This is a genomic window from Streptomyces meridianus, assembly GCF_023703325.1.
GTDB classification, from domain to species: Bacteria; Actinomycetota; Actinomycetes; order Streptomycetales; family Streptomycetaceae; genus Streptomyces; species Streptomyces meridianus.
Genome location: NZ_JAMQGM010000049.1, coordinates 1 through 15983, shown reverse-complemented (window position 1 = coordinate 15983; position 15983 = coordinate 1). Strand labels below are relative to the sequence as shown.

Here is a 15983-nt window from a genome sequence, read left to right as displayed (position 1 = left end):
CGGCCACCTCCGTCCGTTTGCCCTTCCCCAACCGCACCGAAGGATTCGCCATGTCCACCAGAACAGCCCTGCACGGAACACGCCGGCTCGCCGCGGCCCTGCTCACAGCCGTCCTCGCCGGCGGCGCGCTGACCGCCTGCGGCGGCTCCGGCAAGTCCGGCGACGACACCAAGGCACAGGCCGGCGCGGGCTTCCCGCGCACCATCGAGCACACGATGGGCAGCACGAAGATCCCGTCGAAGCCGAAGCGGGTCGTCGTACTCGACACCGGTGAACTCGACGACGTCACCATGCTCGGAATCAAGCCGGTCGGTGCGGTCTCACCGCACATGAAGGTCGACGGTGGCTTCCCGGCCTACCTGAAGAACAAGGTCGGCGGTGTGCAGGACGTCGGCCCCATGCAGGAGCCGAACCTCGAGCGGATCGCCTCGCTGAAGCCCGACCTGATCCTGTCCTCCAAGGTCCGGCACGAGAAGGTCTACGACAAGCTCAGCGCCATCGCCCCGACCGTCTTCACGGAGACCACCGGCTACCCGTGGAAGGCCAACCTCGAGGTGCACGCGAAGGCCCTGGGTCTGGAGAAGCAGGCCGCGAGGGCGATGAAGGACTACGAGAGCCGCGCCCACGCCCTCGGCGAGGCGATCAGCAAGAAGTACGACGGCAAGATGCCCAGCGTCTCGGTCGTGCGGTTCGTCGCCGGACCCACCCGCCTGTACCAGAAGGCCTCCTTCAGCGGCGTGGTCCTGAACGACATCGGCTTCGAGCGCCCCAAGTCCCAGTCCTCCGAGGACCCGGACGTGAACATGCTGGACGTCGGCCCGGAGGAGATCGACAAGGCCGAGGCCGACCTCGTCTTCGTCACGGCGGCCGACTCCCCGGAGAAGACCGAGGAGAAGGACGTGACGTCCAACCCGGTCTGGAAGGACCTCGAGGCCGTCAAGAACGACAAGGTCTACACCGTTCCGGACGAGACCTGGATGTCCGGCATCGGTGTCCAGGCCGCCGGGAAGATGCTCGCGGACGTCGCAAGGGCGACCGGCGTGACCCTGCCCGCGAAGTAGCCGGCCACGGGGGCGGGCGGCCCACGGACTGCCCGCCCCCGGCCTGCTGCACCCGCCTCCCCCGCCTCCCCCGACCCGGAACGGGATCCGCCCATGCGGCTGTACCTGCTCGCGTTGAACCCCACCGACTCGGTCACCGAAGGCTTCCTGCCGGCGGCGAAACGGCTCGGCGCCGACGTCACCCTGCTCACCGACCGGCCCGGCGCGCACCGGGCCCGCTACCCCGAGCACGAGATCCTGGAGTGCGACGTGCGGGACTTCCGCGCCGTCATCACCCGGATCTCCGCCCACGACCCGGCCGACGCGGTGTTCACCAACAGCGACCATCTGCAGACCCAGGCCGCCCTGGCCGCCGAGTACTTCGGACTTCCGGGCAAGAGCTGGCAGGCCACACTGCGGACCAAGGACAAGGCGGAGCTGCGCCGGCACCTGGCGGTGAGCGGCACGGGCGCCGTGCGATCCGCCGAGCTCCTGCCCGGCCAGGACCCCGCGGAGCTGGCCGGCCTGCCGCTGCCCTACCCGTGCGTCGTGAAACCGCGGGAAGGCGTGGCCAGTGAGGACGTCGTCCTCGCCTCCGACGCCGGCGAACTCGTGCAGCTCTGCAAGGAGATCCAGGTCAGGCGCCCCGGCACGGCCCTCGTCGTCGAGGAGTACCTGCTCGGCGAGCTGTACACGCTCGAGACGCTCGGGGACGGGCGGATCCGCCACGTCCTCGGCGGCTTCCACACCCGGGTGTCCCCGCCGCCGTACTTCATCGAGGAGCGCCTGACGTTCGTGCCCGAGCATCCCGGGGCCGTCGTCGCGCAGGTCCTGGACCAGCTCGACGCGCTCGGGGTCGGCTTCGGCGCGTGCCACACCGAGTTCGTGGTGCACGAGGGCCGGGCCCGCATCATCGAGGTCAACTACCGCGCCATCGGCGACCAGTGCGACCTCCTGCTCGCGGAACTGCTCGGTATCCCGCTCTTCGAGCACATCCTGCGCACGCACCTCGGCGAGCCGCTGCCCGCGGATCCGGGTGTGCGCACCGGCGGGCGGGCGCGTCTCGACTACCCGTGCGCCACCCGGGCCGGGCAGCTCGTGTCGGCGCCCGGCGCCGCGGACCTCGAGGTGGACGGGGTACGGCTGACGTACCGTCCGCTGCGGGAGACCGGTGAACGGCACGACCTTTACCGCACCAACCGTGACTATCTCGGCGTGCTGCGGGCGACCGGTACGGACCAGTCGGCGGTCGACCGGGTCGCGGAGGCACACCTCGCCGCCCAGCGCTGGGAGATCGTCCCGTGAGCGCCGTGACCGACACCACCGCCACCGCCTTCGCAGGGGCAGTCCCCGCGCCCGATCACCATGCCGAGGCCGAACTCGCTCTGCGGGTCCTCGACGCCCTGCTCCGCGAGGACGTCGTCGGCCTGCGCACCCGGGCCCGGCCCGCCGAACGACCCGACGGCACCTGGCTGCGTCTGCCGGCCGGCGGCGACGCCGCTCTGCTGGTCCCGGTCGAGCCGGACGGCTTCCAGTGCGCATGGCGCGCCCGGCTGCCACTGCTCCGGTGGGAGCCCGGCGGAGAGGAACTACGCGCCCCCGACCGCATCGTCGCCGAACTGGCGCCGCTCGCCGACCCGGTGGACCGCAGCGGTTTCGACGCCTTCGCGGACGAGTGCCGTCAGACCCTGGCGACCATGCGCCTGCACGCGCGGACCGGCAGCGAGGTCACCGGCCGGCTGGCCGGCCAATACGGCGCCGACCCCGCGTACTGGAGCGGCTGGGCCAGGTCGACGGCTCACGACGCCCTGGCAGCCCGCCTCGACCACCCCGTCTACCCGACGGCGCGCGGCCGGTCCGGGCTGGACGAGGGCCAACTGCGTTCCTATGCACCGGAGTTCCATCCCGTTCTCCCGCTGCGCTGGCTGGTGCTGCCGGCCGACGCGCTCACCGTCGGCGGCCCGCCCGCACCGCTCACCGCGGGCGTCCGCAGGCCGCTGCACCCTTCGTGGCCCACTCCGGGAACCGTCGGGCTGCCGGAACTCGATGCGAGCCATCTGGCGCTCCCGGTGCACCCGCTCTCGGCCGGGGCGCCCCTGAGCGCCGCCCTGCGCGACACGGGCCTCGCCGGGCGCGCGGTCCTCGCGGAGCAGCCGTACGGGACGGCCGTGCCGACCCTGTCCATGCGGACCGTGGCGATGTCCGGCGACCCGTCGGTGCACCTCAAACTGCCCCTGGACACGGCGACCCTGGGCCTGCGCAACCGTCGCACCATCAAGCCCGGCACGCTGGTGGACGGCGCGGCCGGCCAGCGGCTGCTCGAAGCGGTGCTCGCGCGTGAGCCCCGGTTCCGCGACCGTGTGCTGCTCGCCGACGAGACCCGCTACGCCCACGCGGGCCACGAGATGCTCGCCGTTCTGGTGCGCGGCTTCCCGCCGGGGCTCGACGACAGCGTCGTCCTCCCCATGGCCGCGCTGCTGGGCACCGCGCCGGACGGCCGGCCACTCATCGACCCCCTCGCCGACCGGTTCTTCGACGGAGACCCGACGGCCCTCCTCGACGCCTGCCTCACCCTGCTGTTCGACTGGCAGACCACGCTCTTCGGTTACGGGATCGCGCTGGAGTCCCATCAGCAGAACGTCTCGCTGGTGCTGGACCGGGAGACCGGCGCGACCCGGCTTCGGCTGCTGTTCAAGGACAACGACGGCCCCCGCCTGAACCGACGCCGGCTGCGCACGCGCCTGGGAGCGGACGCGCCCGGACCGGAGGACTTCGACGATCCCCGGATCTTCACGGACGACGACCGCCCGCTGACCGACCTGTTCACCACCATCACCGTTCATCTGTGCGCCGGGGCCTATGCGTTCGGGCTGGCCCGGCACGGGAACACACCGCCGGACCGGCTGCTGTCCCTGGTGCGCGACCGGCTCGCAGAAGCCGCGGAACGGCTCGGCACCGGGCCGGGCGAGCCGGGGGCCGTCCTGCGCGATCACGTCCTGGACGCCGACCGGCTGCCGGTGAAGGCCATGGTCACCGCCGGAACCCTGCTCAGCAAGGAGCGTTCCGGTGCCCGGGACATCAACAAGCACTACACGAGCGGCCCCAACTACCTGCTGCGGGAGCACGATCGGCGATGACCACAGCGCTTCCCGAACTCAGTCCTTCCCGGTCGCGCCGCGGCCTGCCGCGGCGCGCCCCCCGCACCCCGCAGTCCGCGGAGTTCGGCCGTCGCCAGGTCAACGCCGTGGCCGCGTGCTACTTCGTCGCCTCGTTCGCCGCACTCGGCCTGCCTCCCTACCTCACCGAGATCCTCCCGGGACTGGGCGACCCGGCGGCCGACTGGGCGGGCGTGCTGTACGTCGTACCGACGGTCTTCGGCGCGCTCGGCGCCCCCCTGTGGGGCCGTCTGGCTGACCGGTTCGGCCGCAAGCGGCTGCTGCTGCGGGCCCAACTCGGCCTCGCCGTCTCGTTCCTGCTCGCCGGAGCGGCCGACTCGCTGACCCTGTTCACCATCGCGCTGGTGCTCCAGGGCGTGCTGGGCGGAACGTTCTCGGCCTCCAACGGCTACCTCGCCGCGGCCCTGGACGGCCCGCGGCTGTCCAAGGCGCTCACCCTCATGCAGGGCAGTGCCCGGGCGGCCCTGGTCTTCGCTCCGATCGTGGTCGGCTCACTGTCGTCATGGCTTTCGCCGCACCGGCAGTACGCGCTGCTGGCCGTGCTCCCACTGGCGGCCGCGGTGATGCTGGCGCTGCTGCCGGAACCGCGACGGAACGAGGCGCCCGTCGTGGAGCCCTGCGTGCCGGCGCAGGCACCGCAGCCCGCGCCGGAGGCGGAGCCCGCCTCCCGTCTGCGGCTTCTGTACGGGCTGGAGTTCGCCTTCGTCTTCTCCACCGTCATCTCCTTCCCGTACCTCATCTCCCTGGTGAACGAGCGGATCCCGGGAACACCACCGACCGTGTCCGGAATCCTGTTCGCCCTCCCCCATGTCTGCTACCTGGTGTTCGCCCTGGCCGTGCACAAGGCCGTGCACCTGCACCCGCGCTCCGGTGTGCTGCTCGGCTTCGGCCTCATAGCCGTGGGCCTGGCCGGGCACGGTGCCGCGCACTCGCTGACCGCGTTCGTCGCCGTCCGGCTGGTCCTCGGTGCCGGGCTCACCCTGGGTCTGGTCTGCCTGTCCGTCCTCGCGGCCGAGTGCGCGCGGGGGCGTGCGCCGGGCGGCATGTTCGGCGCACTGGAGCTGGTCTCCAAGGGCGGAGCAGTCGCCGCCGGTGCGGTCGCGGCCGCGGGCAACGGCCTGTTCGGGCCGTCGGCCCCGGTTCTGGCCGGTACCGCCGTCGCCGCGCTGACCCTGCTCGTCGCCGGGCTGCCCGCAGTCTTCCGTCGTCTCACGGGCCGTGCGCCCAGAATCCGCTGGAGCCGTTGATGTCGCCGATGCCCTCCCTCGACACCGTCCCCGACCGGTCCGTGCCACCCCCCGGACTGCCCACGGCAGACGAGGCCGTGACCCACACCCTTCTCAACTGCCTGCTGCGCGAGGTGTCCGGCCCCGAGCACCAGACGGCCGTCGTCGACGGCTTCCTGCTGCTGCGCCTGCCCCGGTGCAGTGCCCTGCTGCGGATCGCGCTGCGCCGTACGTCCCTCACCGGCGCGCACCGTTTCTCCGGCCCGGTCACCGAGCAGGCGGGGGACGGTTGGTCCCCGGTCGGCTGGCTGCGGCTCGCCGAGTACGTGCAGGCGGAACTGACCCTGCGCACCGGTGTCGCCAACGACGAGTTCCTGCGGCAGGTCGCCTCCAGCCATCACGGCATGTCGGCCGCCCTGGGCGCGCGCACCCGGGCGCCGGAGGCCGACGGCCCGTTCGGGACGTATCTCGAGTCGGAGCAGTCGCTGCTGCTCGGCCACCGCTTCCATCCCACCCCTAAGGCGCGCGGCGGCGATCCGACGGCCTGGGCCACCTACGCCCCGGAGGCCGGCGTCTCGTTTCCCGTGCGCGCGCTCGCCGTACGGGAACACCTGATCGCCGAGGAGACGGCGGCCCCGGATGCCGCCGCTGCACTGGACCGCCTGTTCGACGTACCCGAGGGTTACCGTCAACTGCCCGTCCATCCCTGGCAGTTCGACCTTCTCCGGGACACCCCGGCACTGGCCTCGGCGCTGGAGCGCGGCGACGTGCTCGATCTCGGCGCCGGCACGAAGCCGTTCGCCCCCACCGCGTCGGTACGCACGCTCTACGACGGCGGCACCTTCCTGAAGTTCAGCCTCAACGTGCGCATCACCAACTGCGTGCGGAAGAACGCAGAGTACGAGCTGTCCGGCGCGGTCGCCCTCACCCGGCTGCTGGCTCCGGTGCTCGAAGACCTCGCATCCCGGTTCCCGGGCAGCGCGGTGCTCCGCGAGCCCGCCTACCGCTCCGCCCGGCTCCCCGGCGCCGGTGGCGGCACCGACCGCGACCTGTTCGAGGGGCTGGGCGTCATCGTCCGTGAGGGCCTCTCCGGTGCCGTGCCGCCCGGGGCGACGCCACTGCTCGCCGGTGCCGTCGCCGACGAGTACCCGACTTCCTCCGGGCACATCTCCCGGCTTCTCGCGGACGGCGGGCGGCAGCGCGCACTGGACTGGTGGGAGTCGTACCTGCGGCTGCTGGTGCCGCCGGTGCTCGCCGCCTACTTCGACCACGGGGTGGTGCTCGAACCCCATCTGCAGAACGTGCTGGTCTGTGTCGACGACGACGGCATGCCGGTCCGGGTGCTGTTCCGCGACCTGGAGGGCACCAAGCTCGTCCCCGAGCAGAACCGGGACCGGCTGGCGCGGCTGCCCGAGGACATCGCGGCACCCATGACCTACGACGCGCAGCGCGGCTGGGACCGGGTCGTCTACTGCCTCCTCGTCAACCATGTGGCCGAACTCCTCGCCGCGCTCGCGGATCTGTACCCGCACACCGAGTGCGCGCTGTGGTCCCGGGTCCGCGCCGCGCTCCGGGAGTACGCCGACGCCCACGGCTGCCCGCCCCGGCTCAGCGCCCTGCTGGCCGGTGTCCCGCTGCCCGCCAAGGCCAATCTGCTCACCCGCTGGGAGCGCAAGGCCGACCGGGAGGCCGGATACGTACGCCTTCCCTCACCGATCGCCGAGGACGTCCTGTCGGACGCGGTCCGCGGCGACGACCCCTGGAGCACCCGTTGACCGACCTGACCCCCCGGGTGCACGAGCACGCGTCCGCGCTGCCCTCCGCCGGACTGCCCGCCTATCTCTACGACCTGACGTCCCTCGGGGAACATGCCGCGGCCGTGCGCGACGCCCTGCCCCGGCGGGTCGAGATGTACTACGCGGCCAAGGCGAACCCGGAGCCGGAGATCCTCGCCGCCCTCGCGCCGCACCTGGACGGCTACGAGGTCTCGTCCGGCGGCGAACTCGCCCACGTCCGCAAGACGGTGCCCGGATCCCCCCTGGCCTTCGGCGGGCCCGGCAAGACGCCGGACGAGATCGCGCAGGCGCTGGAACTCGGTGTCGAGCGCTTTCACGTCGAGAGCGAGTACGAGCTGCACGTGCTCGCCCGCCTCAGTGAACGGTCACCGTCCGGCAGAAAACCGGCCGTGCTGCTGCGGTTCAACCTCCAGGTGTCCGGCGGTGCACTGGACGCGAGTTCGCTGGCCATGGGTGGCCGGCCCACACCGTTCGGCCTGGATCCGTCCCTGGCCGACCGGGTGGTGCGCCGGCTGACGGACGGCACGTATCCGGGGCTGGAGCTCCGCGGTGTCCACGCTCATCTGGCGAGCGGCCTGGACGCCCCCGCCCAGCTGGCGGTGGCCGAGGAGACCGTGGCGTTCGCGGAGGCTCTCGGCGAACGCCACGGCATCCGGCTCGCCGAGATCAACGTCGGCGGCGGCATGGCGGTCGACTACGGGGCCCCCGGCGCCAGGTTCGACTGGGCCGGTTACGGCGCCGGGCTGGAGCAGCTGCTGGCGGACCGTCCGGATCTCGTCCTGCGCATCGAGCCGGGCCGGGCCCTGACCGCCTACTCCGGCTGGTACGCGACCGAGGTGCTGGACGTCAAGCACAGTCACGGCGAGGAGTTCGCCGTCGTCCGGGGCGGCACCCACCATCTGCGGACGCCTGCGACCAAGCAGCACGACCAGCCCTGCACGGTGCTGGCCGTCGAGGAATGGCCTTACCCGTGGCCGCGGCCGGCGGCCGAGGGGAAACGGGTCACGGTCACCGGGCAGTTGTGCACGCCCAAGGACGTCCTGGCCCGCGGGGTTCCGGCACCCGGCGTCCGGGCGGGGGACCGTGTGCTGTTCTCCCTGGCCGGCGCGTATGCCTGGAACATCTCGCACCACGACTTCCTGATGCACCCGCGGCCGGGATTCCACTTCCTGGCCGGCTGAGGCGCACGCCCCCGGGAGGGGCCTCTCCCGGTTCCGGACGCACGAGAGCCGCTTCCGCCCGTGCGGTGGAAGCGGCTCGTGAGGTTTCGTGCACCCCCGGGGCTCAGTCGATGCCGCGCAGAATGTGCGGTTCGATCAGATCATCCTCGTAACCGGCCAGCCGGATGGGAGCCGACCTGGACCAGACGTCCAGGCTGCGGACCTCTCCCGATGTGCCGGGGAGGTCCGGGTGTTCTGGCGGATCGTCACTGCGCTCGGTCTTCTCGAGAATCACCGCGCACTCCTTTGCGTCAGGTGAACCGGACGCGCCAACGCTCGGACCGGGCGCCGCACGCTGCCCGGTAGGGCTCTGGGAAAGGGCTATCGGACGCGGTGGCGCCGGATGTCGGTCCGGGAGGTCCGCCGTGATGCCGGCGATTTCCCGGGACGGGCCGAGGATGTCGGTGCCGCCGGGTGGCGAACTGTCCGTCACAGGACACCCTAGTCAATCGGCGGATCACGCGCACGGCGGATTCCGGCCCCGTCGGGTGAACGTGCGCCCGCCCGGAGCGGCGAAAGCCCCGGTCAGCGGACGTCGAACGGAGGGACTGCGGCACGGCTCCGGCCGGATGGCATGCATCCATCCGGGTGACGACGGCGAGGGCGCGGCGCCCCGGACCCGGGAGCGGCTGCGGCCGGGTGGGGCGAGCGTTGCGCGGCGCCGGGTCATCTGCCCTCCACCCGCTTCCCGGACGGGGTGACCGCGAACCACCGGGCGCCGAACTCGGGATTCCTGCAGGGCCGCCGCTCCGGCGGACCTCCCTCCACAGATGCCGGGGGGCGGCCGTGACGGCAACCGGGGGCGGTCCGACCGGTGCACGGCGCACCCGAGGGGCCGAACTCCGTTCCGGGAAACGGCCCGAGGCGCGTTCACCGGCCGCTTCCGAAGCGGCCGGGGCGCCGCCCCCGGCAGTTCCCGCCGGGTTCAGTTCCCGCCGGGCGCCAGCACCTCGGCGAGGTCGTAGCGGACGGGTTCCTCGAGCTGCGCGTACGTGCATCCGGCCGGCTCCCGGTCGGGCCGCCACCGGCGGAACCGGGCGGTGTGCCGGAAGCGGCCGGCCTGCATGTGGTCGTAGGCCACCTCGCACACCCGCTCAGGTCGCAACGGGATCCAGGAGAGGTCCTTGCCACCCGTCCACCGGCTCGGGGCACCCGGCATTCTGCTGGTCGCCTGTGCCGCCTCGTCGGCCCACCCGGCCCATGGGTGGCCGTCCGCCGACGGCATGCGCAGGGGTTCGAGCTCCGTCATCAGCTCCTCCCGCCGCTTCATGGAGAACGCGGCGCACACCCCGACGTGCTGCAGCCGCCCGGTGTCGTCGTACAGCCCGAGCAGCAGGGAACCGACGACCGGGCCGCTCTTGTGCAGCCGCAGGCCCGCCAGCACGCAGTCGGCGGAGCGCTCGTGCTTGATCTTCACCATCCGGCGCTCGTCAGGACGGTACGGGTCGTCCAGGGGTTTGGCGACGACCCCGTCCAGACCCGCCCCCTCGTACTGGCGGAACCACTGCTCGGCAAGCTCGCGGTCCTCGGTGGCGGGCGCGAGGAAGACCGGGTCCGCCGCGGAGCTCAGGGCGGAGACGAGCCGCGCGCGGCGGCTGCGCAGTGGCGTGTCGAGAAGCGCCTGGTTGTCCAGGGCCAGCAGATCGAAGGCGATGAACGAGGCCGGTGTCTCCCGCGCGAGCAGCCGTACCCGCGAGTCGGCGGGGTGGATGCGTTCCAGGAGCGCGTCGAAGTCCAGCCGTCCCTCGCGCACGACGACGATCTCGCCGTCCACCACGCAGCGCCGCGGCAGACGGGCGCGCAGCGCGTCCACCAGTTCGGGGAAGTAGCGGGTGAGGGACTTGCCGGTCCGGCTGCCGAGCTCCACCTCGTCGTCGTCGCGGAAGACGATGGCCCGGAAGCCGTCCCACTTGGCCTCGTACTGCATGCCGCCCGGGATGCGCGTCGCGGTCCGGGCGAGCATCGGCTTGAGCGGCGGCATCACCGGCAGGTCCATGAGCCCGATTGTGCAGCGCGGCCGGAGGGTCCGCCCGCCGGCCACCACCCCCGGCGGACCCGCTCGGCGAGCGTCCGGCCGGTGCCGGGCCTAGCGTGGCGGGCATGGCAGAGGCCCTTGAGCTCGACGTCGGCGGACGCACTGTGCGGTTGTCCAACCCGGGCAAGGTGTACTTCCCGGCCCGCGGGTTCACCAAGCTGGACGTCGCCCGCTACTACATGGCAGTGGGGGACGGGATCCTGCGCGCCCTGCGGGACCGGCCGACGACCATGGAGCGGTACCCGGACGGCGTGGAGGGAGAGTCGTTCTTCCAGAAGCGTGCCCCGAAGAACCACCCGGAGTGGATCCCCACCGGGCGGATCTCGTTCCCCAGCGGCCGCCACGCCGACGAGATGTGCCCCACCGAGACGGCCGCGGTGATCTGGGCGGCGAATCTCGGTTGCCTGACCTTCCACCCGTGGCCCGTGCGGCGGGCCGACACCGAGCATCCCGACGAACTTCGCATCGATCTCGACCCGCAGCCCGGCACGGGCTACGAGGACGTGCTGCCGGTTGCCGGGGAACTCCGGGCCGTCCTGGACGAGCTCGGCCTGCGCGGCTGGCCCAAGACCTCCGGCGGACGCGGGCTGCACGTCTTCGTGCCCATCGAGCCGGAGTGGACGTTCGCCCAGGTCCGGCGGGCCGCGATCGCCATCGCGCGGGAGCTGGAGCGGCGCGATCCCGAGCACGTCACCACCTCGTGGTGGAAGGAGGAGCGCGGGGCGAAGATCTTCGTCGACTACAACCAGACCGCGCGGGACCGGACCATCGCCAGCGCGTACTCCGTACGGCCCTTCGCCCATGCCCCGGTCTCTGCGCCGCTGCGCTGGGAGGAGCTTCCCGACGCCAGGCCCGACGACTTCGATCTGGCGACCATGCCGGCCCGGTACGCAGAGACCGGGGACGTGCACGCCGGCATGGACGATCACGCGTACGGGCTCGAGGCGGTGCTCGAACTCGCCGCCCGCGACGAACGCGACCACGGACTGGGCGATCTGCCGTACCCGCCGGACCACCCCAAAGCGCCCGGGGAGCCCAAGCGGGTGCAGCCCAGCCGGGCCAAGCACTGACGCGCGGGGCGCTGCCGCGTGCGCGTCACCGGGCGCGGGGTTCAGCGGGCCGACTCCCCCGCCGCGGCGGCGCAGTCCCGAGCGCACGGGGCGGACGTTCGGCGAAACGGCTCCGGACGGCGCGGCCCGGAACACCTGGAAGGAACCACCGGCCCGGCCGGATCGCTTGCCGCCGCGGCCGGCCCCGTAGGCCGCCGGCGCTCAGGCCCCGACGCGCCGCGGTTCCTCGTCGCGGTCCCGCGGCAGCCCGTCCTCGTGTGCCGCCCTGACCCCGGCACCCAGGGAACGAACGGCCAGAACGAGCACACCGATGTCGTCCAGCAGAACAGGATCGGGGAGCAGATCCACCGGGCAGACGAGATAGGCCACGGCCAGCCAGAAGGCGAGGCGGCCGCTCCGGGGCGCGCCGACGGCGCGGAGCTGCCCCCGCAGCCGGGTCATCCTCACCAGCAGCCGCACCGCGATCACCACGGTGACCACGACGATCACGGCCAGGAGGCCCACGAGTACCCACAACTCGGTTGTCATGCGGACCGCTTACCCCGGCGGGGGCAATCCGTGCGGATCGTTCATCCGCCGGACCGGTGAAATCGGTGTCAGCGGGCAGACGTGCGGTGTAAGAGAGCAAGGAGGTACGGCGCGATGGTCCTGATGGAGTCGTCCCACGGATCCACGGCCGAGGCCCGGCGCGCGACGGCGGACTTCCTGTCCGTGGTGGGCGGGTGGGTGGACGTGGACGCGGTGGTGCTGGTCGTCTCGGAACTGGTCACGAACGCAGCGCGGCACACCGCCGGCTGGTGGCGGCTACGGGTGCGGGTATCCCGGGACCATCTGGTCGTGGATGTCGAGGACGCGAGCCCGGTGAAGCCGCAGACCCGTCGCGGCGATCTTCGCGGCGGCGGAGGGCTGGGCCTGCCGATGGTCCAGCGGCTGGCCGGATCGTTCGAGGTGGTTCAGCGTTCGGGTGGCAAGACGGTACGGGCGCGGTGGGCTCTGTCGCCTGCGATGGCGTAGTTCCGGACCGTGCCGGGGGCGATGGCGTGCCGGCATGGCGTCCACCCCGGTGAGACGGCGGGGCGCGGACGGAATCGTCCGCCGCACAAAGACGGGGCCCCGGTGCCTTACAGGACCGGGACCCGGAGGTTCAACACCATCTTCCGGCTACTCGGAGTCGGTTTTTGATATCCGCAGTGCTCGCCTCAGGCGGAGGGGCTGCGGGGGGCTGAAAACCCTTGACCGTGGACCACCTTCCATTCCGGAGCTGCGAATGCCCGCCGGTTGTTCTCACTCCGGACGGGCAACCTTGATGGCGCCTTCTCCCTTCGTTTCCCTCGAATTCCGTTACAGGCGCGGCATGCCCGTAACACCGAAAACCCTAACGCCGCAACTCGAGGATGTCCACAGTCGGAACCGTCAATTCAGCCTCCGCGGGAAGGCCTTGCACAGGCATCCGGACCGTGCGTCACCGGCGCTTTCGGGACGCGTCCGATCCGCGGATCCCCGCTCCCGCGCGACGGGACCGTGCTCCGGGGTTTCGCCGGCCGGGTGGCGGGAACCTGTTCGCCCGGCGCCACGACCGCGTCCGTCCCGCCGGCATCCGGCAGGACGGACAGAACAGGAGCTGCTCGCCATGACGACGCCCGAGCCGGATCCCGTGCCACCGGCCCCCACACCGCCCCCCATGCCCGAGCCGGGCCCCGCCCCCGGTCCGGTACCGCCCGGCCCGACCCCTCCCGGCCCCACACCACCGGCGCCCACGCCGCCCGGCCCTCCGGAGCCGGGTCCGGAACCCGAGCCGGCTCCGCAGCCCTGGACCTGACCCGGCCACCACAGGCAGGTGCACCCCCGCCGCACAGAAAGGCGGCAGACCATGAAACTGCTCGACGCCTTCGACACCGCGATGGCCGAATTCGACCGCCGCGTTCACCGTGTACGGCAGGACCAGTGGTCGGGGCCGACTCCGTGCACCGACTGGTCGGTGCGGGACCTGGTCAACCACCTCACCGGTGAACATCTCTGGGCACCCTGGCTGCTCCGTGGCTCCACAGTCGCGGAAGTCGGAACCCGGTTCGACGGAGATGTTCTCGGTGACGATCCGGTAGCGGCATGGGAACGCGCAGCCGGGGATTCACGAGCGGCATTCCACGCGGAAAGCGAGTTCGACGCCCAGGTGGACACCAGCGGCGGCCCCATTCCCGCTGCCGAGTACGAATGGCAGATGACCAGCGATCTGACCGTGCACGCGTGGGATCTCGCCCGGGCCATCGGCGACGACGACACGCTGGACCACGATCTCGCTGTGGCGGTGCACGACCACATCGAGCCGCAGATCGGCAACTGGCAGGGGCTCGGCCTGTTCGAGCCGCCGATCTCGGTGCCGAGATCGGCCCGCCCGCAGGACAAACTGGTGGCGCTGCTGGGCCGCCAGCCGTGACATCGCCGGTCAGCGGCGGCTCGTCTCGAGCCAGGCGACGACCGCGCCCACGGTGGCGGAGTCGAGGCCCGCGATCTGCCGTACGGCCCAGGCGTCCCCGGGCATCGGAGGGACTCCCGCGGCGATGAGAGCCGCGTGCAGATCGATGCGGTGGACGTCGGTGGCGGGGAGCGTGTGCTCCGGCTGCCTCGTCGGTTGCGGCGGGGCGAGCACATTCCCCGCGGAGGGGTGCACCTGCTGCGGGTCGGCGGAAACGTTCATGGACGGCCTCCTCGAAGCGCGGGAACTCTGGCTGCCCCGAGAGATCCCGCCAACTGCCCCCGCGGTTGCGTTTCCGGTCGGTTTCACCCGTTGAGCCCAATCATCCGGATTCCGGCCGACTGCCGCCGGGGCCGCGGCGAACCGGATCAGGCGGGGTCGCCGCGGTTTCCGGAGAGCGCCGCCGCCGCGGCGGACGCCAGGGAGTCCAGCCACCCGTCCGGCAGGTCCGCGCGGGCCACGGCGAGGCGCCAGTAGAGCGGTCCCACGATCATGTCGAGCGCGAGTTCCACGTCCACGCCGGGCGGCGCCTCGCCGCGCGCCACCGCACGCCCGATGACGACCTCACCCATGTCCCGGCGCGCTGCCCGGAGCGTGACCTCGAGGGTGCGGGCGATCTCCGGATTCCGGGCGGCCTCCGCGAGCAGGTCGGGAATGATCTGGGCGGCCAGCGGATGCCGCAGTGCCTGGGCGAGCATCCCGAGCAGCGCGCGGACGTCGCCGCGCAGCGAGCCCGTGTCCGGCGGCCGCAGACCGTGCACCGCCGCCTGCGACACCACGGCCACCGTCATCTCGAGCTTGGATTTCCAGCGCCGGTACACGGCTGTCTTCCCGACACCGGCACGGCGGGCGACGGCCTCGATGGACATACGGCCGTACCCCACGGCCGCGAGCTCCTCGAGTACGGCCGCGTGGATCGCGACGGTGACGTCCTCCTGCAGCACCGCGGCACCTGCGGGCGCGCGCCGGCGGGGATCATTGGGTGACTGCGGCATGAACAGCAGTCTACGTGACGACGATACGGTTGCGTCTCTTCCTCTCGGTGTTCTACCTTCGGCACGACGAAACGGTTGCGTTCTGCCGTGATCGCACTGCGGCGCACGAGCAGCGCCTTTCCCGTGTCCTCCGATTGCCGAAGGCCGATACGTGAGCGAAGTGACAGTACGGAGCGGGCGACCGAGCGTCCCGCCCGCACCTGACGACGGTCCGCCGGCGGCCGAGCTGGCCGCGCGGCACGGATTGTCGGTGAGCGGTGCTCGGCCCGGTCTGGCGGAGTACGTGCGGCAGCTGTGGAGCCGGCGGCACTTCATCCTGGCGTTCTCGCGGGCGAAGCTGCAGGCGCAGTACAGCCAGGCCAAGCTGGGCCAGCTGTGGCAGGTTGCGACGCCACTGCTCAACGCGCTGGTGTACTTCCTCATCTTCGGCATGCTGTTGGGAGGCCGCGGCGGCATGCCCGACGACGTCTACATCCCGTTCCTGGTCACCGGCGTGTTCGTGTTCACGTTCACCCAGAGCTCGGTGATGACAGGAGTGCGCTCCATCGCCGGTCATCAGGGCCTGGTGCGCGCCCTGCACTTCCCGCGAGCGGCGCTTCCGGTGTCGTTCTCGCTGCAGCAGCTCCAGCAGTTGCTGTACTCCATGATCGTGCTGCTCGTGGTGCTGGTCGGTTTCGGACACTTCCCGCGGTGGTCGTGGCTGCTGGTGGTGCCGGTGCTGGTGCTCCAGTTCGTGTTCAACACCGGCCTGGCGCTGATCCTGGCGCGGATGGGGGCCAAGACCCCCGACCTCGCCCAGCTGATGCCGTTCGTGATGCGCACCTGGATGTACGCCTCGGGCGTGATGTTCCCGCTGCACCACATGCTGGAGAACCGGGCACACGCACCGGGGTGGCTGGCGGAGGTCCTGCTGGCGAACCCGGCAGCCGTCCACATGGACCTGATGCGCTAC

General features: G+C 72.0%; 15 protein-coding genes. 10 read left to right on the top strand and 5 right to left on the bottom strand.

The window, feature by feature from the left end; genetic code table 11:
• The first annotated feature begins 50 nt into the window (after positions 1 to 50).
• The 6 genes from M1E25_RS21785 to M1E25_RS21760 all read left to right on the top strand — a co-directional run bounded on the left by M1E25_RS21785 (position 51) and on the right by M1E25_RS21760 (position 8419).
• The gene (locus M1E25_RS21785) at positions 51 to 1061 is read left to right on the top strand and encodes an ABC transporter substrate-binding protein (protein ID WP_251418371.1); all 1011 of its coding nucleotides are present in this window, start codon (positions 51 to 53) and stop codon (positions 1059 to 1061) included.
• Between the two features lie 93 nt (positions 1062 to 1154).
• Positions 1155 to 2345 carry an ATP-grasp domain-containing protein gene (locus M1E25_RS21780; RefSeq protein WP_251418370.1) on the top strand — a complete coding sequence of 397 codons (1191 nt, stop codon included), beginning with the start codon at positions 1155 to 1157 and terminating at the stop codon, positions 2343 to 2345.
• Between the two features lie 5 nt (positions 2346 to 2350).
• Entirely contained in the window at positions 2351 to 4177 is a 1827-nt protein-coding gene (locus M1E25_RS21775; RefSeq protein ID WP_251418502.1) for an IucA/IucC family protein, read from the top strand.
• Positions 4174 to 5463, top strand: coding sequence for an MFS transporter (locus M1E25_RS21770; RefSeq protein WP_251418368.1), 1290 nt, complete (start codon positions 4174 to 4176; stop codon positions 5461 to 5463). The genes M1E25_RS21775 and M1E25_RS21770 overlap by 4 nt, the downstream gene beginning before the upstream one ends.
• Positions 5464 to 5471: 8 nt before the next feature.
• Complete coding sequence (locus M1E25_RS21765; RefSeq protein WP_251418501.1) at positions 5472 to 7217, top strand: IucA/IucC family protein; 1746 nt, start codon at positions 5472 to 5474, stop codon at positions 7215 to 7217.
• Positions 7214 to 8419, top strand: coding sequence for a type III PLP-dependent enzyme (locus tag M1E25_RS21760; protein WP_251418366.1), 1206 nt, complete (start codon positions 7214 to 7216; stop codon positions 8417 to 8419). Before M1E25_RS21765 ends, M1E25_RS21760 begins: the two co-directional genes overlap by 4 nt.
• 103 nt (positions 8420 to 8522) lie before the next feature.
• Here M1E25_RS21760 and M1E25_RS21755 read toward each other — a convergent pair whose 3' ends face one another.
• A complete protein-coding gene (locus M1E25_RS21755; RefSeq protein ID WP_251418364.1) occupies positions 8523 to 8693 on the bottom strand; it encodes a hypothetical protein in 171 nt (56 codons plus the stop codon).
• A gap of 690 nt (positions 8694 to 9383) precedes the next feature.
• Positions 9384 to 10454, bottom strand: coding sequence for an ATP-dependent DNA ligase (locus M1E25_RS21750; protein WP_251418362.1), 1071 nt, complete (start codon positions 10452 to 10454; stop codon positions 9384 to 9386).
• A 104-nt stretch (positions 10455 to 10558) separates the two neighbouring features.
• Between M1E25_RS21750 and ligD the strand changes: the two genes are divergently transcribed.
• On the top strand, positions 10559 to 11563 hold the full coding sequence (ligD, locus tag M1E25_RS21745) for a non-homologous end-joining DNA ligase (RefSeq protein WP_251418360.1): 1005 nt from the start codon (positions 10559 to 10561) through the stop codon (positions 11561 to 11563).
• Positions 11564 to 11764: 201 nt separating this feature from the next.
• Here ligD and M1E25_RS21740 read toward each other — a convergent pair whose 3' ends face one another.
• Positions 11765 to 12091, bottom strand: coding sequence for a YkvA family protein (locus M1E25_RS21740; protein ID WP_251418359.1), 327 nt, complete (start codon positions 12089 to 12091; stop codon positions 11765 to 11767).
• Between the two features lie 114 nt (positions 12092 to 12205).
• On the opposite strand from M1E25_RS21740, the gene M1E25_RS21735 reads away from it, so the two are divergent.
• Entirely contained in the window at positions 12206 to 12577 is a 372-nt protein-coding gene (locus M1E25_RS21735) for an ATP-binding protein (RefSeq protein WP_251418357.1), read from the top strand.
• Between the two features lie 856 nt (positions 12578 to 13433).
• Positions 13434 to 13997 (top strand): TIGR03086 family metal-binding protein, encoded by a 564-nt coding sequence (locus M1E25_RS21730; protein ID WP_251418355.1) that lies wholly within the window; start codon positions 13434 to 13436, stop codon positions 13995 to 13997.
• Positions 13998 to 14006: 9 nt separating this feature from the next.
• Here M1E25_RS21730 and M1E25_RS21725 read toward each other — a convergent pair whose 3' ends face one another.
• Both M1E25_RS21725 and M1E25_RS21720 read right to left on the bottom strand, forming a co-directional pair.
• Positions 14007 to 14258 carry a hypothetical protein gene (locus M1E25_RS21725; protein ID WP_251418353.1) on the bottom strand — a complete coding sequence of 84 codons (252 nt, stop codon included), beginning with the start codon at positions 14256 to 14258 and terminating at the stop codon, positions 14007 to 14009.
• 146 nt (positions 14259 to 14404) lie between these two features.
• A complete protein-coding gene (locus tag M1E25_RS21720; RefSeq protein WP_251418351.1) occupies positions 14405 to 15031 on the bottom strand; it encodes a TetR/AcrR family transcriptional regulator in 627 nt (208 codons plus the stop codon).
• 151 nt (positions 15032 to 15182) lie between these two features.
• Here M1E25_RS21720 and M1E25_RS21715 point away from each other — a divergent pair.
• Positions 15183 to 15983, top strand: an 801-nt coding sequence (locus M1E25_RS21715; protein ID WP_251418349.1) for an ABC transporter permease, incomplete at its 3' end; no start/stop codon positions are given.

What these genes read in the sequence shown, in the direction of transcription:
- M1E25_RS21735 (WP_251418357.1), top strand. Translation starts at nt 12,206, where the DNA reads ATGGTCCTGATGGAGTCGTCCCACGGATCCACGGCCGAGGCCCGGCGC.
- M1E25_RS21780 (WP_251418370.1), top strand. Translation starts at nt 1,155, where the DNA reads ATGCGGCTGTACCTGCTCGCGTTGAACCCCACCGACTCGGTCACCGAA.
- M1E25_RS21720 (WP_251418351.1), bottom strand. Translation starts at nt 15,031, where the DNA reads ATGCCGCAGTCACCCAATGATCCCCGCCGGCGCGCGCCCGCAGGTGCC.
- M1E25_RS21750 (WP_251418362.1), bottom strand. Translation starts at nt 10,454, where the DNA reads ATGGACCTGCCGGTGATGCCGCCGCTCAAGCCGATGCTCGCCCGGACC.
- M1E25_RS21785 (WP_251418371.1), top strand. Translation starts at nt 51, where the DNA reads ATGTCCACCAGAACAGCCCTGCACGGAACACGCCGGCTCGCCGCGGCC.
- M1E25_RS21765 (WP_251418501.1), top strand. Translation starts at nt 5,472, where the DNA reads ATGCCCTCCCTCGACACCGTCCCCGACCGGTCCGTGCCACCCCCCGGA.
- M1E25_RS21740 (WP_251418359.1), bottom strand. Translation starts at nt 12,091, where the DNA reads ATGACAACCGAGTTGTGGGTACTCGTGGGCCTCCTGGCCGTGATCGTC.
- M1E25_RS21770 (WP_251418368.1), top strand. Translation starts at nt 4,174, where the DNA reads ATGACCACAGCGCTTCCCGAACTCAGTCCTTCCCGGTCGCGCCGCGGC.
- M1E25_RS21730 (WP_251418355.1), top strand. Translation starts at nt 13,434, where the DNA reads ATGAAACTGCTCGACGCCTTCGACACCGCGATGGCCGAATTCGACCGC.
- ligD (WP_251418360.1), top strand. Translation starts at nt 10,559, where the DNA reads ATGGCAGAGGCCCTTGAGCTCGACGTCGGCGGACGCACTGTGCGGTTG.
- M1E25_RS21725 (WP_251418353.1), bottom strand. Translation starts at nt 14,258, where the DNA reads ATGAACGTTTCCGCCGACCCGCAGCAGGTGCACCCCTCCGCGGGGAAT.